The sequence below is a fragment of the Microbispora rosea genome (assembly GCF_044460045.1).
Taxonomy (GTDB): domain Bacteria; phylum Actinomycetota; class Actinomycetes; order Streptosporangiales; family Streptosporangiaceae; genus Microbispora; species Microbispora rosea.
Genome location: NZ_JBITJO010000005.1, coordinates 217088 through 241112 on the forward strand (window position 1 = coordinate 217088; position 24025 = coordinate 241112).

Genomic DNA, 24025 nt, shown 5'->3' on the forward strand with positions numbered 1-24025 from the left:
CTAGTTCGTTTGCGGCTAGAATGCGGGACATGAGTACAACCCTCCGCAGTTCCCCGCTCGCGCTGACCGTGCTGGCGCTGCTGCATCACGAGCCGATGCATCCGTACGCCGTGCAGCGGCTGATCAAGCAGTGGGGCAAGGACCAGGTCGTCAACGTGAGCCAGCGGGCCGGGCTCTACCGCACGATCGAGCGGTTGCACGCCGAGGGGCTGATCGCGGTCCGCGAGACCACCCGCGACCCGGCCTATCCCGAGCGGACCGTGTACGAACTCACCGACGCGGGACGGCGCGTCGCCCGTGAGTGGCTGGACCAGATGCTGGCCGTGCCGAAGCAGGAGTTCCCGCAGTTCCCCGCGGCGCTGTCACACCTGATGATGATCCCGCCGGCGGACGCGCTGCGGCTGCTGGAACGCCGTGCCGAGCGGCTGGCGGAGACGAGGGCGGGCCTGGAGGCCGCCCTGATGGCGCAGACAGGCGACCTGCCCAGGGTCACCGCCATCGAGAGCGAGTACGTGCTCGCGGTCACCGACGCGGAGGAGCGCTGGCTGCGGTCGGTCGTGGACGACCTGCGCGCGGGCCGGCTGACCTGGCCCACCGTGGACTCCTGACCGCTCGGCGTCGCGGCAGGCCCGGGAGCAGGACCGGGAAGGGCCGGGCGCGGTCCGCGGAGGCGGGCGTGGCCGGCGAAGGCGGGCGAAGGCGGGCGAAGGCGGGAAAGCCGAAGCCCCCGCCGATCGGATCGGCGGGGGCTCGGGATGACGGAGCTCAGCTGCCGCGCTTGGCGCGGGCGGCGGCGCGGCCACGGCTGGCCGAGTCGAGGACGACCTTGCGGATGCGCACGGTCTCCGAGGTGATCTCGACGCACTCGTCGTCGCGGATGAACTCCAGGGCCTGCTCCAGGGACAGGACGCGCGGCGGGATCACCTTCTCGGTCTCCTCGCTGGTGGAGGAGCGCATGTTGGTGAGCTTCTTCTCCTTGGTGATGTTCACGTCCATGTCGTCGGAGCGGGAGTTCTCCCCGATGATCATGCCCTCGTACACCTCGGTGCCGGGGGAGACGAACAGCGTGCCGCGCTCCTGCAGGTTGAGCATGGCGAAGGCGGTGACCTGGCCCGCGCGGTCCGCGACCAGCGAGCCGTTGTTGCGGGTGCGCAGCTCGCCGAACCACGGCTCGTACGTCTCGAACACGTGGTGCACGAGACCCGTGCCGCGGGTCTCGGTGAGGAACTCGGTGCGGAAGCCGATCAGGCCGCGCGCCGGCACCAGGAACTCCATGCGGATCCAGCCGGTGCCGTGGTTGGTCATGTGCTCCATGCGGCCCTTGCGTACGGCCAGGAGCTGGGTGACGGCGCCAAGGTACTCCTCCGGGCAGTCGACGGTGAGACGCTCGACCGGCTCGTGCACCTTGCCGTCGACGACCTTGGTCACGACCTGCGGCTTGCCGACGGTCAGCTCGTAGCCCTCGCGGCGCATCTGCTCCACGAGGATCGCCAGGGCCAGCTCGCCGCGGCCCTGCACCTCCCAGGCGTCCGGGCTCTCGGTGGGCAGCACGCGCAGCGAGACGTTGCCGACCAGTTCCTTGTCGAGGCGGTCCTTGACGAGGCGGGCGGTGACCTTGGAGCCCTTGACCTTGCCGACCAGCGGGCTGGTGTTGGTGCCGATCGTCATGGAGATCGCCGGCTCGTCGACCGTGATCAGCGGCAGCGGGCGCGGGTCCTCGGGGTCGGCCAGCGTCTCGCCGATCATGATGTCCGGGATGCCGGCGATCGCGATGATGTCGCCGGGCCCGGCCTCCTCGGCGGGCTTGCGCTCCAGCGCCTCGGTCATCAGCAGCTCGGAGATCTTGACGCGCTGCACGCTGCCGTCGGTGCGGCACCACGAGACCTGCTGGCCCTTGCGGATCGTGCCCTGGTGGACGCGGCACAGCGCGATCCGGCCCAGGTAGCTGGAGGCGTCGAGGTTGGTGACGTGGGCCTGGAGCGGCGCGGACGGGTCGTAGACCGGCGCCGGGATCGTGCTCTTGATCGTCTCGAACAGCGGCTCCAGGTCGGGGGAGTCCGGCATCCCGCCGTCCGAGGGGCGCTCAAGCGAGGCCCGCCCGGCCTTGGCCGAGGCGTAAACGATCGGGAAGTCGATCTGCTCCTCGGTCGCGTCGAGGTCGATGAACAGCTCGTACACCTCGTCGACGACCTCGGCGATGCGGGCGTCCGGCCGGTCGACCTTGTTGATGCACAAGATCACCGGCATCTTCGCGGACAGCGCCTTGCGCAGCACGAAGCGGGTCTGCGGCAGCGGGCCCTCGGAGGCGTCCACCAGCAGGACCACGCCGTCCACCATCGACAGGCCGCGCTCGACCTCGCCGCCGAAGTCGGCGTGGCCGGGCGTGTCGATGATGTTCAGCGTCATGCCGCCGTGCCTGACGGCGGTGTTCTTCGCGAGAATGGTGATCCCCTTCTCGCGCTCCAGGTCGTTGGAGTCCATGACCCGCTCGTCGACGTCCTGGTTGGCCCGGAACGCGCCGGACTGCCACAGCATGGCGTCGACCAGCGTGGTCTTGCCATGGTCGACGTGCGCGATGATCGCGATGTTCCGCAGGTCGTCGCGGGTGTTCATAGGCATAGTGGAGTTTCTCGCTCTGGTTCGTCGGGGTGTCGTCCGCGTCCCGGGACCGAAGCGAGACGCACATCCGCCGCATGACACGGCCCAGCCATTTTAGTTGATCCCGGTCGCCGCCACGCGCCGCCGCCATACGGGACCCTCGAAAGCAACGCCGTCGGCGCGAGTCGCATTCCATCCTGTCTAAAGGTCCGCCGTTCGGGCAGGTGGGTCGGCTGTGACGGATGAAGGTCTCGTGCTGCTGATCGCCTGGGCCGAGTTTCTCGTGCCGATCCTCGTCCTCGCCTACCTCCTGCTGCGGCGGCGCACATTATTCCGTCGGTTCGGCTGGCGCCGCTCGCCCTCCTGACGGCACTCCTGCTGGCCGCCTGCGTCAGCCCCGCGTGGGACGACCACGACTACGCGCTCAAGGCCGGGAAGACGGCGGAGTCGGCCGTCTCGGCCGTGCGCTTCGCCCGTTCCACGGTGGCGTACCGGGACCGGATGACCGGGCCGTACGCCGAGGTCGTGCTGACCGAGGCGGCGCGGGACCTGAGCAGCGTGAACGACCAGTTCGGCGGCGTGCAGCCGCCCTCGGACGCCTCCGACCGGATCAGGGACGAGGTGCTGCGCCTCACCGAGAAGGCCGAGAGTGAAGTGGAGGACCTGCTCATCCAGGCGCGCCGCGACGGGGTGAAGGACCCGGCGGCGGCCGTACGGGAGCTGGACAGGCTCGCGAGCGAGCTGAGCGACTTCGCGGAGAAGCACAGGTGAAGAAACTGATCGCGGTCACGCTCGGCATCCTCACGGCCTTCGGCGGCTTCGTGGACATCGGCGACCTGGTGGCCAACGCCGTCGTCGGGTCGAGGTTCGGGATGTCCCTCGCGTGGGTGGTGGTCGTCGGCATCATCGGGATCTGCGTCTTCGCCGAGATGTCCGGCAGGATCGCGGCGGTGTCGCAGCGGCCGGTCTTCGACCTCGTCCGCGAGCGCATGGGTCCCCGCGCGGGGCTGGTCAACCTCGGCGCGTCGTTCTTCATCAACGTGCTCACGCTCGCCGCCGAGATCGGCGGCGCGGCGCTCGCGCTGGAGCTGGCGACCGGGCTCGACTATCTGCTGTGGGTGCCTCCCGTGGCCCTGGTCGCGTGGCTGGTGATGTGGCGGGTGAAGTTCGACACCATGGAGCGGGTCTTCGGGCTGGCCGGGCTCGCGCTCGTCGTGTTCATCGTCGCGCTGTGGCGGCTCGGGCCCGACTGGGGCGAGCTGACCACGCAGCTCACCCGGCCGCCGCAGGACGAGGGCGTGCCGACCTACCTCTACTACGCGATCGCGCTGCTCGGCGGGGCGATGACGCCGTACGAGGTGTTCTTCTTCTCCTCGGGCGGCGTCGAGGAGAAGTGGACGCGCAAGGACCTGGTGACGGCGCGGGCCAACGTGTTCGTCGGCTTCCCCCTCGGCGGGGTGCTGTCGCTCACGATCGCGGCCTGCGCGGCGACCGTGTTCATGCCGGTCGAGGCCGAGCCCGATTCGCTCGGGCAGATGGTGCTGCCGGTCGCCGAGGGACTGGGCAAGGCCGGGCTCGGCGTGGTGATCCTCGGGGTGTTCGCGGCAACGTTCGGCGCGACGCTGGAGACCGCCCTGTCGTCGGGCTACTCGCTGAGCCAGTATTTCGGCTGGCAGTGGGGCAAGTATGTGGTGCCGGGCCGCGCCGCCCGGTTCCACGTGACCGTGCTGGCCTCGGTGATCGTCGCGACCGCGCTGATCCTCACCACCATCGATCCGATCAAGGTGACCGAGTATTCGCTGGTCTTCTCGGCCGCGGCCCTTCCGCTCACCTACCTGCCGGTTCTCATGATCGCCAACGATCCCGACTACATGGGGGCGAAGGTCAACGGCAGATTCAGCAACGCGCTGGGAAGTTTCTACATGGTGCTGCTTCTCGTCGTGGCGCTGGCGGCCATTCCCCTGATGCTCGCGACGAAGGCGGGACAGTGACGGCACGGCAGAGGAGGGTGAGGCATCGATGAGCGAGCCCGCGCGGGTGCTGCACGCCCGCCTGCACCTGCTCGACCGGCAGGTCGTCAGGGAGAGCGATGACCGCCTGCTGTGCAAGGTGGACAACCTGGAGGTGCGGCCGGGCGACCGGCCGTACGTCACCGCGATCCTCTCCGGGCCGCTGGCGCTCGGTCCGCGGCTCGGTGGCCTCCCCGGGTGGCTGATGACCGAGACCGACCGCCTCTTCCGCGACGAGGAGCGGCCGGGGCCCTACCGCATCGAGATGAGCATGGTCACCGAGATCGGCAGCGCCGTACGCGTGGCGGGCCGCCGGCAGGACCTGGCGCTGGAGCGCTGGCTGACCAGGAACGTCGTCGGCCGGATCCCGGGCGCGGCGGGCGTCGAGGAGCAGGACGCGCCGGACAGGGCCCTCCGGGTGCGGGAGAGGTGGGAGGACAGGCCGGACACGCTGCGGCTCGGCGGACTGATCGGCCGCACCGTCCGCGGTCCGGCGGGGGAGGTCGCCGGCAACGTCGCCGACGTCCGCCTGGTGCAGGACGGGCCGTTCCTCGCGGAGGTCCACCAGGCCTTCCGGACGGCCGGGCTGCTGATCGCCCGGCGGCGCGCCGGGCGGCTCTTCGGGTACGAGCGCGGCCCCGGGCTGTGGCGGCCGTCGCCGCTCGGCGCCCTCGTCCGGCGCATGCACGGCGAGATCCGGTACGCCGAGTGGGACCAGATCGAGTCGCTGGACGACGAGGAGGTCAGGCTGGGGGTCGCCTGGGACCGGCTGCGCTCCACGGCCGACCTCTGAAAGATCCCCGTCGCACAGGGGGTGAAGTGGTGGGAAATAAGGTCGGGGGCATGGCTCTCGCTGCTGCTTTCGGAGCGATGCTGCGTACGGCGGACGGTGTCCGCATCGACGCGGCGCACACGCCCAACAGCTCACTCGATCTCGGCATCGTCGTCGCGCACGGCTTCACCGGCACCTGGAGGGGGCCGGACACCCGGCGCATCGTGCACGTCCTGTCACGGTACGGCGGCGTGGTGTCGTTCGACTTCCGGGGGCACGGCCACTCCGGCGGCCAGTCCACGGTGGGGGACCTGGAGGTCCTCGACGTGGACGCGGCGGTCAAGCACGCCCGCGCGATCGGCTACCGGCGCATCATGACCGTCGGCTTCTCCATGGGCGCCGCCGTGGTCGTGCGCCACGCCGCGCTGCACGGCGGCGTGGACGGGGTGGTGTCGGTGAGCGGCCCGGCCCGCTGGTACTACCGCGGCACCAAGCCCATGCGCCAGGTCCACTGGGCGATCGAACGCTGGCACGGCCGGTTGGCGGCCCGGCTGGTCAAGCGCACCAGGATCGCGGTCGGCGGATGGGACCCCGTGCCGCTCCCGCCGTACGAGGCTGCGGCCATGATCGCGCCCACGCCGCTGCTGATCGTCCACGGCGACAGCGACCCGTTCTTCCCCCTCGAGCACGCCTACCAGTTGTACGAGCACGCCGCCGAGCCGAAGGAGCTGTGGATCGAGCCCGGCTACGGCCATGCGGAGGCGGCGGCCACCCCCGACCTCGTCCGGAAAATTGGTCATTGGATCTCTCGAACCAAAACCCCATAAGGGTCGTCTATACGGATTGTGCGGATCCAGTGCCTCCTATGCGGGAGGTCCGAGCGAGCCTGCGGGACGCGCCGCCGGTCTGGACTGAGGAGCGCGCGGGAGCGAAGCGACCAAGCGCGACGAGGGGCGTGCTTATCACGTGCCTTCGGCTCGACCAGGCGGGTGTGAGCGCACCGATGGTGAAGCGGGAAGCACCGTCGATTGGGGATCGGCGCACACCCTCGCAGGGTGTGGCCCAGCGTCGCGGGGGCGCGCTGGGCGGTTTCACCGGCCCGGTGCGGCAGGCACGCCGCACCGGGCCGGAGGGACGCGTCAGCCCAGGCGGGCGATGGACTTGGTCTCCAGGTAGGCCGCCAGGCCCTCGGGTCCGAGCTCCCGGCCGAGGCCGCTGGCCTTGAAGCCGCCGAACGGCGTGTTCGGGTCGAGCGTGTGCATCATGTTGACGCCGTAGGTGCCGGTGCGCACCCGGCGGGCGACGTCCATCCCGTGGTCGGTGTCGGCGGTCCAGACCGAGCCCGACAGGCCGTAGTCGCTGTCGTTGGCGATCCGCACCGCGTCCGCCTCGTCCTCGTACGGGATCACCGTCAGCACCGGGCCGAAGATCTCCTCGCGGGAGATGCGCATGTCGTTGGTGGCCCCGGCGAAGACGGTCGGGGCGACGTACCAGCCCCGGTCGTACGGCCGGTCGAGGCCGCCGACGACGGGCTTGGCGCCCTCCTCGATGCCCGCCCTGATGTAGCCCTCCACCCGCTCCTGCTGCCGTCTGGCCACCAGCGGCCCGATCCCGGTGGCCGGGTCGGCGGGGTCGCCCACCTGCTGGCCCGTCACCATCTCGGCGACGGCCTGGACCACCTCGTCGTAGCGGTTGCGGGAGGCGAGGATGCGGGTCTGCGCGACGCACGCCTGGCCGTTGTTCATCAGCGAGGCCATCGACAGGAAGCCCATGGCCGAGGGCAAATCACAGTCGTCCAGGATGATCGCCGCCGACTTGCCGCCGAGTTCGAGCGTGCAGCGCTTGAGCTGCTCGCCGCAGATCGACGCGATCCTGCGGCCCGCGGCGGTCGATCCGGTGAAGGCGACCTTGTCGACGCCCGGGTGGGAGATGAGGTGCTCGCCCGCCTCACGACCGGCCGCGACGATGTTGACGACGCCGGCGGGAATGCCGGACTCGTTGATCATCTCGGCGAGCAGGTAGGAGTCGAGCGGCGTCTCGGGGGCCGGCTTGATCACCACGGTGCAGCCCGCGACGAGGGCCGGGGCCAGCTTGGTCATGAGGACGAACTGGGGGACGTTCCAGGGGACGACGGCCGCCACCACGCCGACCGGTTCGCGGCGGACGACCACCGGGCCGAACAGGCCGGGCCGCTCCTCCTCGACGGGGAACGTCGCGCCGAGGCCGGCGAAATACTTGAGCATGCCGAGCGGCTGCGGCGCCTGGGCGAGCTGGGAGAAGGTGATCGGCGAGCCCATCTCCGTCGTGATGATCCCGGCCATCTCGGCCTGGCGCGCCTCGTAGATCTCCGCCAGCCGGCCCACGACCGCCGCGCGCTCGGCCATCGTCATCCGCGGCCAGGGCCCGTTGTCGAAGGCGTCCCTGGCGGCGGCGACGGCCCGGTCCATGTCGGCGGCGGTGCCGTCGGGGACCCGGCCGACGACCTCCTCGCTGTGAGGGGAGATCACCTCGATCGTGTCCGTGCCCGCGGGGGCCACCCAGTCGCCCCCGATGAACAGCGTGTCGTGCTGCAGCATGCCTGCCTCCTGCTCGGGCGCGTCTTCGCGCACTCAGTCAGACCGAACCATGTTCTGATCGGCCTTGGCAAGAGCTGCCGGAGCCCGGCCCGCGCCGGGTGGCGCGGGCCGGGCCGCGGGTCCTACGGATGCGCCCGTCCGAGCAGATGCGTCATGGCCCGGCGCGCCAGGTCCGTCCGCATCGCCTGAGTCGTCGCGCCCTCCGCGCCGAAGCCGAAGTAGACCGTGTCCTTCGTGGTGATGCCCGCGCCGTCGTCGAGCGTGCGGTCGCTGCGCGCCCAGTCGTTCAGCGCGGTCGCCGATCCGGGAGGCGGTCCGGCGACGGTCCAGCCGCCCAGGTCGTCCTCGAACGAGGTCTCCGCGACGGTCGCGCCGTCCGCCCTGACGGTCATGTCGTCCAGCCACACGCCGAGGCCCTGGGTGCCCCAGTCGCTGATGTAGGAGATCGACACCTCGACCTTCTTGCCCGCGTACGGCGTGAGGTCGGCCGACCACTGCTGCCAGCCGTTCGACGAGCCGGAGGCGGCGTGCCACGCGCCCGTCGTGCCGGTGGCGGTGCACGACGACGCGCCGTCGTACGTCTGGTAGTGGGCGGTGAACGGATGGATGTCCACCCAGCCGCTGGCGCAGCTGTCGCCCGCCTCCTGGGAGGTGTGCCCGTTGGCGTCGGGCAGCGTCGTCCAGTCGTCCTGGCCCGCCGTGTGCGCCTCGACCGTCAGGAAGTCCCAGCCGGGCTCGGTGTTGTACGACGTCCAGAACGACAGCTCGCCACTGGTCTTGCCGGTGAGGTCGATCGTCCTCGTCAGGCGCTTGTAGGACACGTCCGCCTGGCCGCTCTGCACGTCCCAGGTGCCGGTGTGCGGGCTGAACGGCGATCCCGCGCCGTACTGCCACTTGAGCGGGGCCGAGCTGGCGAACTGCGGGAACCGGTCGGCCGGCAGGACCGAGGACGTCGTGACGAACGCGGAGGTGTGGTCCTGGTTGCCGGGCGAGTCCCCGCCGTTGAGCGTGCCGGTGAAGCCGGCGAAGGCGCCGCCGGCGCCCCGCAGCGGCAACGTGTTCCCTTCGGCGTCCTGGCCGCCGCCCTCCACGTAGGTGTAGGCGCCCAGGTAGTACTGCACGAAGTCGTTGCTCAGCGAGAGGCAGGGGGGCTTGCTCAGGGTCGTGCACTCGGGTTGCGCCGGGTAGTCCGGCTCATACCAGTAGGCGCCGTTCACGTTCTGGGCGTACAGCGCGTACTTGCCGGTGGCGAGCAGCTTGCCGCCCTCGTTGAGGTAGTCGCGGAACGCCAGCTCCAGAGCCTCGGCCAGGTTGGCGGCGCTGCCTGCCGGCTGCCCGGACGCGCGGGGGATGACGTCGTCGCCGGTCTCCCAGACGACGGCCTTGTAGTGGCTGAGGACCCCGAGCGGGTGGGGCGCCTTGCGGCCGTTCCTGTCCACGTCGTACACGTCGGAGGAGTAGCCGGCCGCCGCGAGCGCCTTGGCGTAGTCGTCGGCGTACTTCGCCTCGGTGACGCCCTGGGCCGGGCTGACGCCCGTGACGTCCTCCGCCGCGACGATCAGGACCTTGCCGCCGACGTCCGTGGAGACCTTGTAGGTGAACTCCTCGCTCTTCTTCGTGGGCGAGCGGAACCACACCTTCACGGTGTCGCCGGGTCTCGCACCCTTGACCGTGCCCCTGAGCTGGTGGAAGTAGGTGTCGTAGCCGTCGCCGTAGCGCTCGCCGCCCTTCCACTCGGAGGTCGGGACGTTCTTGGTGTGACCGCCGTTGATCTGGTAGTTGAGGAAGACCGGGCCGAGCTTGCGCTTGGCGTTCACCTGCACGACCTGGTCGGCGCCGTAGCTGACGTCGAACGGGTCAAGGACGAAGTCGGGCACGGTGTTGCCGAGGTGGCTGACCGGATCGCTCGGGTCGAGCGCCGACTTCGCGACGTCAAGTGCGAAGGGAAGCTGCTTTTCGAACTCGGCCTGCACCAGCGCCTCGTCGTCGGGGAAGACGAAGCCGCAGCCGTCGCAGCCCTCCTCCAGCTCCGGGGTCCAGGCGAGCGTGCCGTACGCCTTGTGCGCGTGATCGGTGGTCTCGCCGTTCGTCGTGTAGAGCTCGGCGCCGACCCCCGGGTCGAAGCCGGGGACGGCCGGGTTCTCGTCGGTGCCGGTCAGCGCCAGGTAGACGGGATCGTCCGCGGTCTTGGTCGCGACCTGCCAGCCCTCGGGATACAGCAGCAGCGGGCCGTACGAGTGGTAGTTGACCTGCGCCTTGAATCGCAGCCGCTTGAGCAGGCCGTCCATGGCCCGGGCCTCGGGCTCCGACACCGGGGCGGTGCCGCGGTAGGTCTCGCTGCTGAGGACGCTGGACGAGCCCTCCTCGTCGTACCCCCAGCGGGTGGGGAAGTTGCGGTTGATGTCGACGCCGTCGTTGCCCGTGATCTGGCCGTCGCCGTCGTTGTCCCGCAGGTTCTTGCGCCAGAGCCGGTTGCCCTCGGTGAAGGTGAAGTCGTAGCCGTCGGGGTTGGCGACCGGCACGAACCACACCTCGGTGGTGGTCAGCAGCCGGCCGACGTCGGACTTGTTCTTGTTGGCCACCAGGTATTTCAGCAGCCGCATGTCGACCTCGGCCGCGATCCACTCGCGGGCGTGCTGGGTGGCCGAGTAGAGCACCGACGGTTTGACGCCGTCGGGCAGCACCTGGGCCAGCTTCGTCAGCTTCAGCGCGAGGATGTCCCTCCCTTGGAGGGTCTTGCCGATCGTCTCCAGCTTCGCGATGTCCTTGTTGGCGTTCGCGATGGATCGGAGCTGGTCGGCGATGCCGCCCTTCTCCGAGTAGGACTTCCAGACGGTGTATCCGCCCGCCGCCTGCGCCTTCGCGGCCTGCAGCTGCGTCTGGCCCTGGGGATTGCGCACCGGCTGCGGCCGGTAGCCGAGGATCTGGAGCTTCTTGAGCTCGGCGGGGGTCGCGGTCAGTTCGACGTGCTCCTTGTCGCCCGCGAGGTGCCGCTGGACGACGTCGAAGCCCTTCTGGGTCAGCGTGCCCGAGGTGCCGGGCGCGCTGTCGAGCTGGTAGAGGTCGGCTTGGTCCGCTGGGGGGAGCGGGTCGCCCTGGCCGGCCTGTGCCGGGGAGCCCGGCAGCAGGAGCGCCGCGCCGAGAGCCGCGGCGGCCAGAGTCGAGACGATCTCTCGTCGGGACATCGGTGAGCCCTTCGTGGGGGGTGACGATCTCCCGAATGTCTGCCGGGGTCAAATCGCGTTCAAGTGCGGTAAGGCGACGCGTAAGTCTCGAATTGGTCACATCGTGGGAAGTCAGGCGCTTGTCCGCTTTAGGCCCAAGAGTTTCACCTGTTCCGCTAGCAGACGTAAAGATCGTCTTCTATAGTTTCAGGCCGAATCCGAGTGGAGGTCGCGTGCGGTCGGGACGCTGGGCCAGGCTGGCGGTGGTCACCACCGCGCTGCTCGTCGCACCATCTGTCTTCGGCGCCGCCTCGGGTGCGCTCACCGCCGAGGCCGAGCCGGACCAGCAGGCCAAGCTCCGCAAGCTCACCCAGGAGGCCGCCGCGCTCCAGAAGGAGTACCGCGGCGAGATCCTCAGCCTGGACGACGCGAAGAGGGCCGCGCAGAAGGCGTCCGGCAACGTCAAGAAGCTGAAGTCGGACCTGCTCGCGGCCCAGCGGCAGGTGGCCGCGTTCGCTCAGACCTCGTACATGAGCGGGGGCGCGGACGCCTCCCGGATCTTCTCCCTGTCGGCCGACCCCAGCTCGCTGGCGACGCTGGCCTATCTCGGCAACGCCAGGACCGAGCGGCTCAACGGTGTCAAGGACCTCGTCGCCAAGCAGAAGAAGGCGGCCGCCTCCGCCGCCGACGAGATCGACAAGCTGCAGGCCCACATCAAGGAGCTCAAGTCGAGGCGCGGCGAGGTCGAGCGGCTGATGGCCAAGTACGGCTTCCAGACGCCCGACGCCGGGAGCGGCCTGACGCAGCGCCTGATCACCGTGCGCAACTCGATCATGTCGCAGTTCCCGATGCCTTTCGGCGTCGGCTGCCTGCGGGTCGGCGACCCGGGGGAGCATGGCAAGGGCCGGGCCTGCGACTTCATGATGAGCGGCGGCGGCCGCATGCCCGACGCCGTGGCCAAGGAGCGCGGCGACGCTCTGGCGCAGTGGTGCATCCAGCACGCGAGCGAGTACGGGATCATGTACATCATCTGGCAGCAGCGCTACTACGACATGCGTACGCGGGCCGGCTGGCGGATGATGTCCGACCGCGGCGGCATCACCGCCAACCACTACGACCACGTTCACGTGTCGGTGCTCTGAGCCTCCAGGAACTTCCGCAGCCAGTGGTAGGACGCCTTCGGGGTGCGCTGCTGGGTGTCGAAGTCGACGTGGACCAGGCCGAACCGCTGGTGGTAGCCCTCGGCCCACTCGAAGTTGTCCAGCAGCGACCAGACGAAGTAGCCCCGCAGGTCCACGTTCGCCCGGCGCATCGCCGTGATGTGGCCGTCGAGGTAGGCGATCCGCTCCTGGTCGTCCAGGCCGTCGTAGGAGCAGCCGTTCTCGGTGATGTAGACGGGCGGCAGCGCGTCGCCGTACCTGGCCTTGAGGGAGTCGAGCAGCTCGCGCAGGCCGTCGGGGACGACGGGCCAGCCGAACGCGGTGGTGGGAACGCCGGAGATCTCCTCGAACCGGAACGGCAGGCCGTCCCCGCCGGGGCCGCCGATCCGGGTGGGGTTGTAGTAGTTGATCCCCAGCCCGTCGAGAGGCTGGCCGATCGCATCGAGGTCGCCGGGTCTCACCGGGATCTCGACGCCGAACGCCGTCAGGTCGGGGTAGGCGCCGGTGAGGACCGGGTCGTTGAACAGCCGGTTGTGCAGGATGTCGTACGTCTGGGCGGCGGCCAGGTCCTCCGGTGAGTCCGAGGCCGGCCAGACCGGGGTGCAGTTGTTGGTGATCAGTACCTGCTCCGCGCCGGCCGCCCGCAGGGCCTGCGTGGCGAGGCCGTGCCCGAGCAACTGGTGGTGGGCCACCGGCAGCGCGTCGAACATGAGCCCCCTGCCCGGGGCGTGTATGCCCAGGCCGTATCCCTCCACCATGTGGACGAACGGCTCGTTGAGCGTGATCCACATGCGTACGCGGTCGGTCAGCCGTTCGGCGACGACGGCGGCGTAGTCGGCGAAACAGCGGGAGGTGTCGCGGTCGAGCCAGCCGCCCTCGTCCTCCAGCGCCTGCGGCAGGTCCCAGTGGAAGAGCGTCGGCACGGGGGTGATGCCGCGCTCGCACAGCGCGTCCACCAGACGGTCGTAGAAGTCGAGACCGGCCTGGTTGACGGGGCCGGCGCCGGTGGGCATCACCCGCGGCCAGGCGATGGAGAAGCGGTAGGCGTTGACGCCGAGCCCGGCCATCAGCGCCACGTCCTCGGGGTAACGGTGGTAGTGGTCGCAGGCCACGTCCCCCGTGTGCCCGTCGCGGACCTTTCCCGGCGTGTGGGAGAAGGTGTCCCAGACGGAGGGCCCTCTGCCGTCCTCGTTCACCGCTCCTTCGATCTGGTAGGACGCGGTGGCCGTGCCCCAGAGGAACATAGTGCCGCCTCTCTCAGCTAATATGAGGGAAACTCATGTTAACTCGGTTGACCGAAAAGCGGGAGAGAATGGCGGAATGACGACAGGGGGAGCGCTGCGCCGACGGCCGGCGCAGCGCCGCAGTCAGGAGCGGGTCGGGCGCATGCTGGACGAGTGCGCCCTGCTGCTCGACGAGGTGGGGTACGCCGCCCTGACCACCAAGGAGGTCGCCCGCAAGGCCGAGGTGCCGATCGGGACCTTCTACCAGTTCTTCACCGACAAGCAGAGCCTGGTCCGCGCGCTCGCGCTGCGGAACCTGGAGGCGTACCTGGACCGGATCACGTCCCGGCTGGCCGCCGCGCCGCCGTCCGACTGGACCGACGCCGTGGATATGGTCGTCGACGAGTTCGTCCGGATGAAGCGGACCACGCCGGGCTTCGGGGTGGTGGACTTCGGCGAGGTGCTCGCCGCTCCCGGCGGCCCCGCCCTGCCCGGCACCCAGCGGATGCTCGATGAGGCGCTGGAGAACAACGTGGTCGTCGCCGACCGTCTGCGCTCCCTCATCGTCGACCGGCTCGGCGTGGCGCCGGGCGACGGCCTGTCGCGCGCCTTCGTGGTCGCCGTGGAGGCCGCCGACGCCGTGCTCAAGCTGGCCTTCCGCGTCCACCCCGACGGCGACCCCGACCTCATCGCCGAATGCAAGCGCCTCGTCCGCCGCTATCTCTCGGACCACCTTCACTAGCGGCACGGGGACCGGCTGAAGGGCTTGAGTTCGGAGCCGGAGCGGCGGAGGGCTGTACACCTATGCATCGCCCTGAGTCGGCCCTGGCTGGGTTCTAGGACGACCGGAACGACAGGAATGGGCAATGACTCCTGGCGGGTCAGTCGCGCGACGCCGCCGCGGCGGTCAGCGGCGCTGCCAGAGCAGGATGGACGCGCCCCGGCTCGATTGTGGTGATCGCGTGGGTCGCGACGCCGTTCACGACGAACGGGTCCTCGGCGCTGATCCGCTCGATGGTCTCGCGGTCCACGCCGGACGCCACGATGGCGCCGCCCTGCGAGGACGGCACCGTCTGCCCCGACACCAGGAAGACGCCGTCCGCGTGGTGCCGTTCGAGATATCCGACGTGATCGCGAACGAAGGGGGCGGCGTCTTCCTCGGAGCCGGTGTAGGAGACGATCAGCAGGTGCAGCATGCCGCCATTCAAGCAGCCCGGCCGGCCAGGAGGCTGGCCGTGATGGTCGCCAGGCGCTCGCCCTGGTAGCGGGCGGCCGCGAGAGTGTCCTCGGACGGGGCGCCCGTGCCGCCCGGGTGGGCGGTGCCGTACGGGTTGCCGCCCGCGGGGTACACCACCGGGTTGGTGTAACCGGGCGAGACGATGATGGAACCCCAGTGGTGGAAGGTGTTGTAGAGGGCGAGGATCGTCGACTCGTTGCCGCCGTTGGCGTTGTGGGCGCTGGCGAACCCGGTGGCGGGCTTGTTGGCCATGACGCCCTGCTGCCAGATGCCGCCCGTGGTGTCGATGAACTGCTTGAGCTGTGAGGCGATGTTGCCGTAACGGGTCGGCGAGCCGAAGGCGTAGGCGTCTGCCCAGACCAGATCGTCCAGCGTGGCGACCTGGACGTCCTTGGTAGCCTCGACGTGTTCGCGCCAGGCCGGGTTGGCGTCGATGGCGGAGTCCGGCGCCAGTTCGGCGACCCGGCGCAACCGGACCTCGGCGCCGGCCTTCTCCGCGCCCTCGGCGACCGCCTTGGCGAGCTGGTGGACGTTGCCGGTGGCCGAGTAATAGATGACGGCGATCTTGGCACTCATGATGACGTCTCCTCCGAACGACGACGATCAAGCGGATAGCTATCCGCTTCGAAGGCAGTAAATCGGATAACAATCCGGTTCGCAAACCGGAGACTGGATCTCCGGTCCGGTAGCCTCGGGACATGCCCCGCACCGAGCTTCGCGTCACCGGACAGGCCCCGCCGGAGCGCGCGGACGCCGCTCGGAACCGGCGGAAGATCCTCGACGCGACCGCTCGCCTGATCGCGGAGCAGGGCCCGGCGGCCGTCACCATGAACGCCGTGGCGCACGCCGCGGGCATGGGCGTCGGCACCGTCTACCGCCGGTTCGGCGACGTCAGCCGCCTGCTGTTCGCGGTGCTCGACGACGGCGAGCAGCGCTTCCAGCAGGCCTTCATGACCGGTCCACCGCCCCTCGGCCCCGGCGCCCCGCCCGCCGAGCGGCTGCGCGCCTTCCTCCACACGGTCGCCGACCGGGTCATCGAGCAGGGCGAGATCATGGCGGCGGCGGAGAGCGCCTCACCGGGAGCCCGCTATCAGAGCGGCGCGTACCTCACCATGCATACGCACGTGTCCATGCTGCTGCGCGAGATGAGACCGGAATCGGACCCCACGATCCTGGCCCACCTGCTGCTCGCGCCGTTCGTGCCGAGCCTGTTCGCGCACCTCACTGCGGACCGTGGAGTGACGAAGGACAGGATCAAGGCCGGCCTCGACAGCCTGCTCGGGCTTTAGCCGGCTCCCAGAGGGACGGCCGCCCGCATCATCGGGATGACCGTGGCCTGACGACCCATACACCGGTGCCGTACATGGCCAGCCCGAGCACGACGAAGGCGGCGGCGACCGGATAACGCAGCCCAGGCGGCATGTACGTGGCCAGGAACCACGTGTGGCGCAGCATGCCGTTCGCCACGAAGACGGCGGCGATGATGCCCTGGGGGACCAGCGGGATGGCGCCGAAGCCGAAGCACCACCAGGCGATCGTCTTGTGCGTCTTGGACAGCTGCTCGAAGCGGAACTTCATCGTCGCCTGCGGCTTGCGGCCGGTCCGCATCACGTCCAGCAGTTCCGGGCCCTGCGACCGCAGTCGCCGCTCGGCGAGCAGGCCGAAGCCCCAGTGACACAACACGCCGGTCACGACGCCGACGGCCACGCCGGCCCAGCCGTACCAGATCGCCACCAGGCCTGCCGGCACGGCCGTCAGGAGCATCAGCGCCAGCATCAGATAGGCCAGCCCGGTCAGACCGCCGTCGTCCTCGCTGATGCGCAGCGGGTTGCCCGCGCGGCGATGCGGGTCGGTGCCGGGCACCAGCCCGTACGCCGAGACCAGCGGCACCAGCCCGGTCGCGCCGCCCAGCAGGGCGGGCAGCAGCGCCAGGATCAGGGGCCACGGCCCACCGGTGACCGCGGTGAACGCCACGGTCAGCACGATCGCCACCGGCGCATGTGCCGACAGCCAGGCCAGCTGCCTGCCGCGCACGTCGCTCGCGCTCGGTGTCATCAGCGTCAGCCACAGCGCGGTGCCGTCGGTGCCGTACAGGTTGGAGGTCATGGCCGCGGCCATCACGATGAAGATCGGACCCGCGTACGGCAGCATGCCGTCCCAGCCGAGGACCAGCGGGCTGGCCGCGAAGCAGACGCCGTACGACAACGCGAAGGTCAGCTGGTGGTTGCGAACCAGGTCGCGCGACCAGGTGCGCAGCTCCTTGGCGACGATCGCGCCGTTGGCGGTCGCCGGCCGCATCGGGCGTCTGCCCCGAGTGGAGGGTCGCGCGGCGCCCGCACGCCTGCTGAGCAGCGCGGCCCACGCGCCCAGGAGCAGCAGCGCCAGGAGGGCCAGCGCTCCAAGCGCCCACCACTCGCCCCGGACGGCCAGCAGGCCCCACCCGGAGGGCAGGTACCAGACCACGGCGGGCACACCGGTCTGGCCGAAGAGCATGAAGAAGACCCAGATCTGGCCGAGCGCCGCCAGTATCGCGCCGTTGAGCAGGCCGGAGACGATCGCTCCCGGCCGGGTGCGCAGCGCCAGCCCGACCACCGCCACGGAGACCTTCGACAGCAGCACGAAGACAGCCAGCTGCAGCGCCATCGCCGGCACCGCCACCAGGGCGTTGGCGACGCCGAGCCTGACTCCCGCGACCAGCAGCCCGAGCAGGGCGGTCAGGCTCACCAGTGGCGCCACGCCGACGAAGGCCGAGACCAGCAGCCCGGCCGCCAGCCGGCGCGGTGACAGGCCCAGCAGCGAGAAGTACTCGGGACGCAGCGTCTCGTCGCCGCCGCCCATGAAGATCGGGCCGAGTATCCAGCCCAGCAGCCAGACCGCGTACCCGGCCGCCAGCAGGTCCGGATCGGTGAAGGCCAGATAGATCGTGCCCGCCGCGAGCAGTGCGCCGAGCACCGCGCCCGTGCCCGCGGTCTGCGCCCGCGTGCCACGGAAGGCGTGGCGCAGCATCGCGACCTTCATCCGGGCCATGGTGACCGTGGTCAGTGCGACAGCCACGACAGCTCCTTGAGCCCGTTGTCCTGCTCGCCGACGAGTTCGACGAAGGTCTCCTCCAGGGAGTTCGCGCCGCGTACCTCGTCCAGGGTGCCGGCGGCGGCCACCGTCCCCTTGTCGATCACCGCGACGCGGTCGCACAGCTGCTCGACCAGAGCCATGACGTGGCTGGACAACACGATCGAGCCGCCGCCCGCGACGAAGCCGCGCAGGATCGTCTTGATCGTGGCGGCCGACACCGGGTCGACCGCTTCGAACGGCTCGTCCAGCACCAGCAGCCGCGGCGCGTGCAGCAGTGCGGTGGCCAGCCCGATCTTCTTACGCATGCCGGTCGAGTACTCGATGACCAGCGTCTTGTCCACGCCGTCCAGCTCCAGCACGGCCAACAGGTCCTCGGCCCGTCGCGCCACCACTTCCTTGTCGAGCCCCCGCAGCAGGCCCAGATAGGTGAGCACCTCGCGCCCCGTCAGCCGCTCGGGCATGGCCAGCCCGTCGGGCAGCACCCCGACCATGGCCTTGGCTCGCTCGGGAGCGGCCCAGACGTCCTCGCCGAAGATCCTGGCGCTGCCGTCGTCGGGTCGCAGCAGGCCGACGGCCATGGACAGGGTGGTGGTCTTGCCGGCGCCGTTCTGACCGACAAGCCCGAAGAAGGAGCCCTGGGGGACGCTGAGATCGATTGCGTCGACGGCGAGCTTGTCGCCGAAACGCTTGGTCAGCCCGCTGATCTCCAGCGCTGGCGTCATGATGTGCTCCGGGGTGGCGAGGGAGAAGGTCATGGCGGTCGTCTGCGCCAGGATGCGCGGCACCAGGCGTCCTCCGTGAGCGTCCGCTCTCCGGATGCCACGTTCAGGACCCTAAACGCTCCCCCGACGTTCGACAAGATCTACCGGCCGAGGGCGCCTGCGGCGGGGCAGGCTTCGGCTTCCCGCCGCAGGCGCTCTTCCCAGGTGCCCTTCGCAGGCGCCCTTCGCGGGCGCGGGCGAGCCCCGGCGTCAGGCGGGGGCGTCGAGGCGGGCGATCTGCTCGCCGTCGAGCTTGACGTCGGCGAGCAGATCGTCGAGCTGGGCGACCGAGCTGACGCCGACGATCGGGATGATGTCCTGCGCCCGCAGCCAGGCGAGCACGACCTGGTTGCGCGTCGCGCCGAGCTCGCCGGCCACCTCGTCCAGCACGGCCAGCCTCCTGGTGGTGCCCGGGTGGTCGTAGTGCTCGGGCAGCGGCTTGCCGGCGTACGCGCCCGCGAGCAGCGAGGTGTAGACCCACAGCGTCAGGTCGCCCTCGGAGCGCACGTAGTCGAGCAGTTCCTCGGTGACCAGGGTGTGCCCGCCCTCGGGCAGCCGTACGCCGGGCCGGGGGCGGAGGTAGGAGTGGCGCAGCTGCACGTGGCTGTAGCGCGTGGCGCCGCGGGCCGCCGCCAGTGAGCGGGCCCGATCCAGCCGCCACACCGCGTGGTTGCTCGCGCCCACCTCCTTGGCCTTGCCGGCGAGCACCAGCTCGTCGAAGGCGGCGACCGTCTCCTCAAGCGGTGCTGACCTGTCGTCGATGTGAGCCCAGTAGACGTCCACGTGATCGGTGCCGAGACGCCGCAGGCTGCCGTCGATCGCGGCCCTGACCACACCGGCGGACAGGCCCTCGGCGGCGTCGAGCGTACGGGCGCCGGGCACCGACGGGCGGGCGCCGCACTTGGTGCTGATCACCACCTGGTCCCGGTTGCGCCGCGAGGCGAGCCATCGGCCGATGGTGGCCTCGCTCTCGTCGCCGGTCGCGCCCTCCTGCCAGAACGGGTAGTTGTTGGCCGTGTCGAGGATCGTTCCGCCGCCTTCGACGAAGCGGTCGAGGATGGCGAACGAAGTCGCCTCGTCCACGGTGGTCCCGAAGGGGATGGTCCCCAGAGCGATTCTCATACCGATCACCCTGCCGCCTGGAGCGCACTCCAGCACAAGCGGCTTTCACCGGCGGCGGGTGAGGGCCTTGCGACCGCGCGCCACGATGGTCTCGACGTCCGTCAGGTCGCTCATGTCGTGGGCCCTCGCCAGCGCCTCCTTCGCCGCGTCGTAGGCGTCCAGGACCGCGTTCCAGTCCACCTCGCCGGTCCGGTCCGCCACGCTGTCGATCTCCTCGCCCAGCCGGGTCACGTTCTCCTCCTGGACGCGTCTGGCGTCCTCGAACCGGACCGCTCTTTCGGCGGCCGCCTCCCTGGCGGCTCTCCTCCGCCGCACCCTGGCCGTGGTCAGCCCGGCGACGATCCAGAAGGCGACCAGACCGGTGACGCCGAAGAAGATCAGCCAGCCGGCGGACATGCGGCTGGAGGACCCCGACAGGTCGATGTCCTCGGCGAAGTCCTGATTCAGCCCGGTGACCTCGGCGCCCTCGAAGGTGGCGCCCCGCAGCTCGGCATCGCTGAGATCGGCGTCGGTCAGGACGGCCTTGCGGAAGACCGCGTCGCGGTACTTGCCGTAGTGGAGGTATGCCCGGTCCATCCTCGCGCTGGTGAAGTCGGCCTGGTCGGCCGTCACGCTGATCAGCTCCGCGTCACGGAGGTCGGCGCCGACCAGCTTGGCCTGTGTCAGAGTGGCGCTGCCGAGCGCCGCGTCCGACAGGTCGGCCCGGGAGAGATCCGCCCCCGCGAGGTCGGCGCTGCCGAGCTTGGCCCGCCGCAGCCGCGCGCCCCGCAGGTCGGCGCCCTTCGCGGAGCGGAGGCTCGCCCCGGCGGCGGAGACGTCGCGGAGGATCGCCCGGTTCAGCTTGACCCCCGTCAGGTCGACGCCGTCCAGCTTGGCGCCGGTCAGGTCGGCGCAGCTCAGGTCGTCGGGGAAGTCCGTCACCGCGGTCAGGTCCCAGCCCCGGTAGTCCTGACCGGTGCCGGGCTCGCACGACGGGTCCGGCGCCGGCAGGAACCTGGGCACGCCCTTGCTCCCGGCCAGCCGGGCGTCCCTGACATCCCGCAGGTCCGCCCCGGTGAGGTCGGCCCCCCTGAAGTCCGCGCCGGTCATCACCGACTCGTACAACTGCGCGCCGCTGAGATCGGCCTGCCGCAAAACGGTCCTGATGAAGGTGGCGCCGTAGAGCCTGGCCTTCGCCGCCTTGACCCGTCTGAGGTCGGCCCGGCGCATGTCCGCGCCGTAGGCGGCGGCGTCGGTCAGGTCGACGCCGACCAGCTTCGCGTCGTCGAACTGCGCGTCGTACGTCTTGGCCCGCACCATTGTGGCCCCGCTCAGGTCGGCCCCCTCGAAGTGCGCGTAGTAGGGCGAGGAGTCGTCCATCGTGGCCTCGCGCAGGTCGCTGCCGCGCAGGTCCGCGTAGTACAGCTCGGCTTCGGACAGGTCGGCCTTGCGCAGCCTGGCCCCGGCCATCTGGGCGTACCCGAGGTGGGCGCCCTTGAGCGAGGCTCCGGTCAGATCGGCCCCGGTGAGCAGGCTCCGCACGGTCAGGCCGTCGAGCTTGGCGCCCCGCAGGTCCGCGCAGGACAGGTCGGCGGGCAGCGTCATGCGGGTGAGGTCCCGGCCGGCGAGATGCGGGCCGCTGCCCGGGCGGCAGGGAAGGCGGTCGCCGGGCGTCGCCGCGGCGGCAGGGGTCGCGGCAGGGGTCATCGGGATCGACAGCAGAACCGCGGCGATAAGGGTCACCGAGGCGGCCGTCGAGCGGGGGGTGCCGGGCATTTCTCACTGGCTCCATCGGGGACGCCGCCCGAACGCTCCCCGGGGAGACGCGGGCACCGGATCATACGTGCACGACCCGTTATAAAGCCGCGGGTTGCGATCCGCTTGCGAAACACCTACAGAAAAGACGATGTGCCAGGATCAATGGTGTGGCCGTGTACACACCTGGACAGGTCGTCGAGGAGACCGGTTTCAGCCTCGACACCCTTCGGTATTACGAACGGATTGGGCTGCTGGAGCCGGTCGGCCGTAACGCGGCAGGCCAGCGGCGGTTCAGCGAGGACGACGTGAGCTGGCTCGGCATGATCCGCTGCCTGCGCGACACCGGCATGCCGATCGCGGAGATGCTGCGCTTCGCCCAGCTCGTACGGCAGGGCGAGCACACCGTCGAGGACAGGATCGCGCTGCTGGAGGAGCACGACCGGAAGGTCGAGGCCCAGATCGCCGACCTGCGCCAGAAGCAGGGCGGGATCCAGCGGAAGATCCAGTACTACAAGGACGTGCTCACCATGCGCGACATGCTCCCGGACTGCGAGCAGGCCTCTTGAGACGCACGCCTGCCCGGCCCCCTGGCGAGCGGCCGGGCAGGTGGCTCGGGCGGATGGTTCAGGCCGAGCGGTAGGCCTCGGCCTGGAGGTTGTAAAGGTCGGCGTAGAGGCCGTCGAGGGCGATCAGCTCCTCGTGCGTGCCGTGCTCGCGGACCTTGCCGTGGTCGAGCACGTAGATGCGGTCGGCGTAGCGCACGCTGGCGAGGCGGTGGGTGATGAGCAGCACGGTCCGGCCGTCGGCGTGCTCCCGGATCCGCTCGAACAACGCGTGCTCCGCCCTGGCGTCGAGGGCGGCCGTGGGCTCGTCGCAGATCAGCAGGGGCGCGTCCCGGTAGAACCCGCGGGCCACGGCGATCCGCTGCCACTGCCCGCCCGACAGCTCGTGGCCGTTCTTGAACCGGCGGTCGAGCAGTGTGCGGTAGCCGTACGGGAGCTCGGCGATGACCTGGTCGGCGCCGGCGACCTCGGCGGCGCGGGTCACCTCGGTCTCGCCCTTCTCCGTGCCCATGGTGATGTTGTGGCGGGCGGTCAGCGGCCATCGGGTGTGGTCCTGGGCGATGACCGCGATCCTGCGGCGCAGGCTGTCGGGATCGACCTCGGCCAGGTCGGCGTCGTCCCACCGGACGCGGCCGCCGTCCGGCTCGTACAGCCCGGCGAGGATCTTCGCGAGGGTCGTCTTGCCCGAGCCGTTCTCGCCGACGAGAGCCACGACCTCCCCGCGCTCGATGCGGACCGACACCCCGCGCAGGGCGGGGGCCGGCGCGGCGGGATAGGAGAAGGTGACCTCCTCGACCGTGATGCGGCCGAAGTCGCCGGGGGCCGTCCGGTCGCGGGCGGGCGGGATGCGGCCCTCGGCGTGCGCGATGAAGTCCAGGAAGTCGGTGAAGTAGAGCCCCTCCTCGTAGAGCCGGTTCGTCGCGTACATGAAGTTCGACAGCGAGGTCTGCCCGGACCGGATGGCGAGCACCGCGGTGCCGGCCACCGCGAGGGGCACCGCGCCCGCCGCGAGCAGCAGCCCGAGCGCGACGTAGACCATGCCCTGCCCCAGGCCGCCCAGCGCCTCGCCGAGGACGCGGGCGACGGTCTGCCGCCGCGCGAGGTCGAGCATGACCTGCTGCTCGCCCCGGGCGACCGTGTCGAACATCCGCAGCAGGAAGCCGCGCATGGTGAACGTGCGGACCTCGGCCGCGGTGTCCTTGTCCGCCAGCAGTTCCTCGATGATCCACTTGCGCCGTCTGGCCGGGACGAGCACCAGGGCGGTCGTGTAGCGCATCCGCGCGGCCCGTACGGCCGCCCAGGCGTCGGGGACGACCGCGAGCAGGAGCAGCGGCAGCAGCACGGGGTGCAGCACGCCCAGCACGCCCGCCGCGGCCGCGATGCCGACCAGGCCCGCCAGCGTGTCGATGGCCGTGCTCACGACCATCTCGGCCATCTGCATGCCGCGCATGCGGGCCCGCTGCAGCGCGTCGTGGAACTCGGGGTCGTCGAAGCAGACGAGCTCGACCCGGCTGGTCAGGGTGTAGAGGCGCTCTTCCGTGATCCGGCTGACCTGCGGTTCGAGCCGGGACTGAGCCCAACCGGCGCCCGCCTGCAGGGTCGTGCGCGCGGTGGCGGCAAGGCCCACGAGCAGCAGGCTGGGCAGCGCGGCCCGGATCCGCTCCGGAGTCGGGCCCGCCTGGAACAGCGCGGTCAGCACGCCCGTCGTGGCGAGCAGGCCGAAGGCGGTGAAGACGCCGCCGAGTGTGCTCAGCGTGACCGTGGCCACGGTGTCGCGGGGACTCGCCTCCCAGGCGATGCCCAGCGCCTGCCGGATCAGCCGGGGCAGCCGCCGTGCGACCGTGAGGAAGCCCAGCCCCGCCATCGTGCCGAAGTGTCGCGCCCATTGCGGAGACTCGACGTCCGCCATGTCCGGCAGGTCGTCCTCCGACAGATGATCAGGTCCCCCCTGTTGTGTGACCGTCATGCCTGCAGTGTGAGCGCCGGCGCCGACAATTTCCCGCACCCGGCCGCGCCGATCGCTTTGACGCA

Annotated in this window: 20 protein-coding genes; 9 read left to right on the forward strand and 11 right to left on the reverse strand. The window is 70.5% G+C overall.

Going from position 1 to position 24025, the window contains the following annotated elements; genetic code table 11:
* Window positions 1–29 precede the first annotated feature (29 nt).
* Window positions 30–608, forward strand: coding sequence for a PadR family transcriptional regulator (locus ACIBK1_RS22945; protein ID WP_396737523.1), 579 nt, complete (start codon window positions 30–32; stop codon window positions 606–608).
* A 157-nt stretch (window positions 609–765) separates the two neighbouring features.
* On the opposite strand, the gene typA is transcribed toward ACIBK1_RS22945, so the two are convergent.
* Window positions 766–2619, reverse strand: a complete 1854-nt coding sequence (gene typA / locus ACIBK1_RS22950) for a translational GTPase TypA (protein ID WP_030506018.1) — start codon at window positions 2617–2619, stop codon at window positions 766–768.
* Between the two features lie 441 nt (window positions 2620–3060).
* On the opposite strand from typA, the gene ACIBK1_RS22955 reads away from it, so the two are divergent.
* The 4 genes from ACIBK1_RS22955 to ACIBK1_RS22970 are packed head-to-tail and all read left to right on the forward strand — an operon-like array spanning window position 3061 to window position 6206.
* The gene (locus ACIBK1_RS22955) at window positions 3061–3369 is read left to right on the forward strand and encodes a hypothetical protein (protein ID WP_396737526.1); all 309 of its coding nucleotides are present in this window, start codon (window positions 3061–3063) and stop codon (window positions 3367–3369) included.
* Complete coding sequence (locus ACIBK1_RS22960; RefSeq protein ID WP_030506016.1) at window positions 3366–4589, forward strand: NRAMP family divalent metal transporter; 1224 nt, start codon at window positions 3366–3368, stop codon at window positions 4587–4589. The genes ACIBK1_RS22955 and ACIBK1_RS22960 overlap by 4 nt, the downstream gene beginning before the upstream one ends.
* 28 nt (window positions 4590–4617) lie before the next feature.
* Window positions 4618–5400: a hypothetical protein gene (locus ACIBK1_RS22965; protein ID WP_396737529.1), complete on the forward strand. Its 783-nt coding sequence runs from the start codon at window positions 4618–4620 to the stop codon at window positions 5398–5400.
* A 50-nt stretch (window positions 5401–5450) separates the two neighbouring features.
* The gene (locus ACIBK1_RS22970) at window positions 5451–6206 is read left to right on the forward strand and encodes an alpha/beta hydrolase (RefSeq protein ID WP_231513741.1); all 756 of its coding nucleotides are present in this window, start codon (window positions 5451–5453) and stop codon (window positions 6204–6206) included.
* 312 nt (window positions 6207–6518) lie between these two features.
* On the opposite strand, the gene ACIBK1_RS22975 is transcribed toward ACIBK1_RS22970, so the two are convergent.
* Together ACIBK1_RS22975 and ACIBK1_RS22980 are read right to left on the reverse strand one after the other, a co-directional pair.
* Entirely contained in the window at window positions 6519–7955 is a 1437-nt protein-coding gene (locus ACIBK1_RS22975) for an aldehyde dehydrogenase (protein ID WP_030506013.1), read from the reverse strand.
* Window positions 7956–8077: 122 nt separating this feature from the next.
* The gene (locus ACIBK1_RS22980) at window positions 8078–11140 is read right to left on the reverse strand and encodes a M14 family metallopeptidase (RefSeq protein ID WP_081903260.1); all 3063 of its coding nucleotides are present in this window, start codon (window positions 11138–11140) and stop codon (window positions 8078–8080) included.
* A 212-nt stretch (window positions 11141–11352) separates the two neighbouring features.
* Here ACIBK1_RS22980 and ACIBK1_RS22985 point away from each other — a divergent pair, with 212 nt between their 5' ends.
* Complete coding sequence (locus ACIBK1_RS22985; RefSeq protein WP_051761295.1) at window positions 11353–12261, forward strand: coiled-coil domain-containing protein; 909 nt, start codon at window positions 11353–11355, stop codon at window positions 12259–12261.
* On the opposite strand, the gene ACIBK1_RS22990 is transcribed toward ACIBK1_RS22985, so the two are convergent.
* A complete protein-coding gene (locus ACIBK1_RS22990) occupies window positions 12243–13523 on the reverse strand; it encodes a GH1 family beta-glucosidase (protein ID WP_396737534.1) in 1281 nt (426 codons plus the stop codon). The two genes, ACIBK1_RS22985 and ACIBK1_RS22990, sit on opposite strands and share 19 nt — an antisense overlap.
* 76 nt (window positions 13524–13599) lie before the next feature.
* On the opposite strand from ACIBK1_RS22990, the gene ACIBK1_RS22995 reads away from it, so the two are divergent.
* Window positions 13600–14244 (forward strand): TetR/AcrR family transcriptional regulator, encoded by a 645-nt coding sequence (locus ACIBK1_RS22995; protein WP_076439026.1) that lies wholly within the window; start codon window positions 13600–13602, stop codon window positions 14242–14244.
* A gap of 139 nt (window positions 14245–14383) precedes the next feature.
* Here the strand turns inward: ACIBK1_RS22995 and ACIBK1_RS23000 are convergent, their stop codons facing one another.
* Together ACIBK1_RS23000 and wrbA are read right to left on the reverse strand one after the other, a co-directional pair.
* Window positions 14384–14698, reverse strand: a complete 315-nt coding sequence (locus tag ACIBK1_RS23000; protein WP_036405103.1) for a YciI family protein — start codon at window positions 14696–14698, stop codon at window positions 14384–14386.
* 8 nt (window positions 14699–14706) lie between these two features.
* Window positions 14707–15315 (reverse strand): NAD(P)H:quinone oxidoreductase, encoded by a 609-nt coding sequence (gene wrbA, locus ACIBK1_RS23005; RefSeq protein WP_030506007.1) that lies wholly within the window; start codon window positions 15313–15315, stop codon window positions 14707–14709.
* Window positions 15316–15437: 122 nt separating this feature from the next.
* Here wrbA and ACIBK1_RS23010 point away from each other — a divergent pair, with 122 nt between their 5' ends.
* The gene (locus ACIBK1_RS23010; RefSeq protein WP_030506006.1) at window positions 15438–16028 is read left to right on the forward strand and encodes a TetR/AcrR family transcriptional regulator; all 591 of its coding nucleotides are present in this window, start codon (window positions 15438–15440) and stop codon (window positions 16026–16028) included.
* 28 nt (window positions 16029–16056) lie between these two features.
* Here the strand turns inward: ACIBK1_RS23010 and ACIBK1_RS23015 are convergent, their stop codons facing one another.
* From ACIBK1_RS23015 to ACIBK1_RS23030, 4 genes are all read right to left on the reverse strand, one after another.
* Window positions 16057–17793 carry a hypothetical protein gene (locus ACIBK1_RS23015; RefSeq protein ID WP_051761294.1) on the reverse strand — a complete coding sequence of 579 codons (1737 nt, stop codon included), beginning with the start codon at window positions 17791–17793 and terminating at the stop codon, window positions 16057–16059.
* The gene (locus tag ACIBK1_RS23020; protein ID WP_030506004.1) at window positions 17778–18533 is read right to left on the reverse strand and encodes an ABC transporter ATP-binding protein; all 756 of its coding nucleotides are present in this window, start codon (window positions 18531–18533) and stop codon (window positions 17778–17780) included. Before ACIBK1_RS23020 ends, ACIBK1_RS23015 begins: the two co-directional genes overlap by 16 nt.
* A 249-nt stretch (window positions 18534–18782) precedes the next feature.
* Window positions 18783–19694 carry an aldo/keto reductase gene (locus tag ACIBK1_RS23025; RefSeq protein ID WP_396737539.1) on the reverse strand — a complete coding sequence of 304 codons (912 nt, stop codon included), beginning with the start codon at window positions 19692–19694 and terminating at the stop codon, window positions 18783–18785.
* A gap of 45 nt (window positions 19695–19739) precedes the next feature.
* Entirely contained in the window at window positions 19740–21449 is a 1710-nt protein-coding gene (locus ACIBK1_RS23030; protein ID WP_396737542.1) for a pentapeptide repeat-containing protein, read from the reverse strand.
* Window positions 21450–21604: 155 nt separating this feature from the next.
* On the opposite strand from ACIBK1_RS23030, the gene ACIBK1_RS23035 reads away from it, so the two are divergent.
* On the forward strand, window positions 21605–21997 hold the full coding sequence (locus ACIBK1_RS23035) for a MerR family transcriptional regulator (protein WP_030506001.1): 393 nt from the start codon (window positions 21605–21607) through the stop codon (window positions 21995–21997).
* 58 nt (window positions 21998–22055) lie between these two features.
* Here ACIBK1_RS23035 and ACIBK1_RS23040 read toward each other — a convergent pair whose 3' ends face one another.
* Entirely contained in the window at window positions 22056–23960 is a 1905-nt protein-coding gene (locus tag ACIBK1_RS23040) for an ABC transporter ATP-binding protein (RefSeq protein ID WP_396737545.1), read from the reverse strand.
* Window positions 23961–24025 lie beyond the last annotated feature (65 nt).

Bases quoted from the DNA above. Each gene is read 5' to 3' on its own strand.
- ACIBK1_RS22945 (WP_396737523.1), top strand. From the start codon at position 30: ATGAGTACAACCCTCCGCAGTTCCCCGCTCGCGCTGACCGTGCTGGCG.
- typA (WP_030506018.1), bottom strand. From the start codon at position 2,619: ATGCCTATGAACACCCGCGACGACCTGCGGAACATCGCGATCATCGCG.
- ACIBK1_RS22965 (WP_396737529.1), top strand. From the start codon at position 4,618: ATGAGCGAGCCCGCGCGGGTGCTGCACGCCCGCCTGCACCTGCTCGAC.
- ACIBK1_RS22970 (WP_231513741.1), top strand. From the start codon at position 5,451: ATGGCTCTCGCTGCTGCTTTCGGAGCGATGCTGCGTACGGCGGACGGT.
- ACIBK1_RS22975 (WP_030506013.1), bottom strand. From the start codon at position 7,955: ATGCTGCAGCACGACACGCTGTTCATCGGGGGCGACTGGGTGGCCCCC.
- ACIBK1_RS22980 (WP_081903260.1), bottom strand. From the start codon at position 11,140: ATGTCCCGACGAGAGATCGTCTCGACTCTGGCCGCCGCGGCTCTCGGC.
- ACIBK1_RS22990 (WP_396737534.1), bottom strand. From the start codon at position 13,523: ATGTTCCTCTGGGGCACGGCCACCGCGTCCTACCAGATCGAAGGAGCG.
- ACIBK1_RS22995 (WP_076439026.1), top strand. From the start codon at position 13,600: ATGACGACAGGGGGAGCGCTGCGCCGACGGCCGGCGCAGCGCCGCAGT.
- ACIBK1_RS23000 (WP_036405103.1), bottom strand. From the start codon at position 14,698: ATGCTGCACCTGCTGATCGTCTCCTACACCGGCTCCGAGGAAGACGCC.
- wrbA (WP_030506007.1), bottom strand. From the start codon at position 15,315: ATGAGTGCCAAGATCGCCGTCATCTATTACTCGGCCACCGGCAACGTC.
- ACIBK1_RS23010 (WP_030506006.1), top strand. From the start codon at position 15,438: ATGCCCCGCACCGAGCTTCGCGTCACCGGACAGGCCCCGCCGGAGCGC.
- ACIBK1_RS23020 (WP_030506004.1), bottom strand. From the start codon at position 18,533: ATGACGCCAGCGCTGGAGATCAGCGGGCTGACCAAGCGTTTCGGCGAC.
- ACIBK1_RS23025 (WP_396737539.1), bottom strand. From the start codon at position 19,694: ATGAGAATCGCTCTGGGGACCATCCCCTTCGGGACCACCGTGGACGAG.
- ACIBK1_RS23030 (WP_396737542.1), bottom strand. From the start codon at position 21,449: ATGCCCGGCACCCCCCGCTCGACGGCCGCCTCGGTGACCCTTATCGCC.
- ACIBK1_RS23040 (WP_396737545.1), bottom strand. From the start codon at position 23,960: ATGACGGTCACACAACAGGGGGGACCTGATCATCTGTCGGAGGACGAC.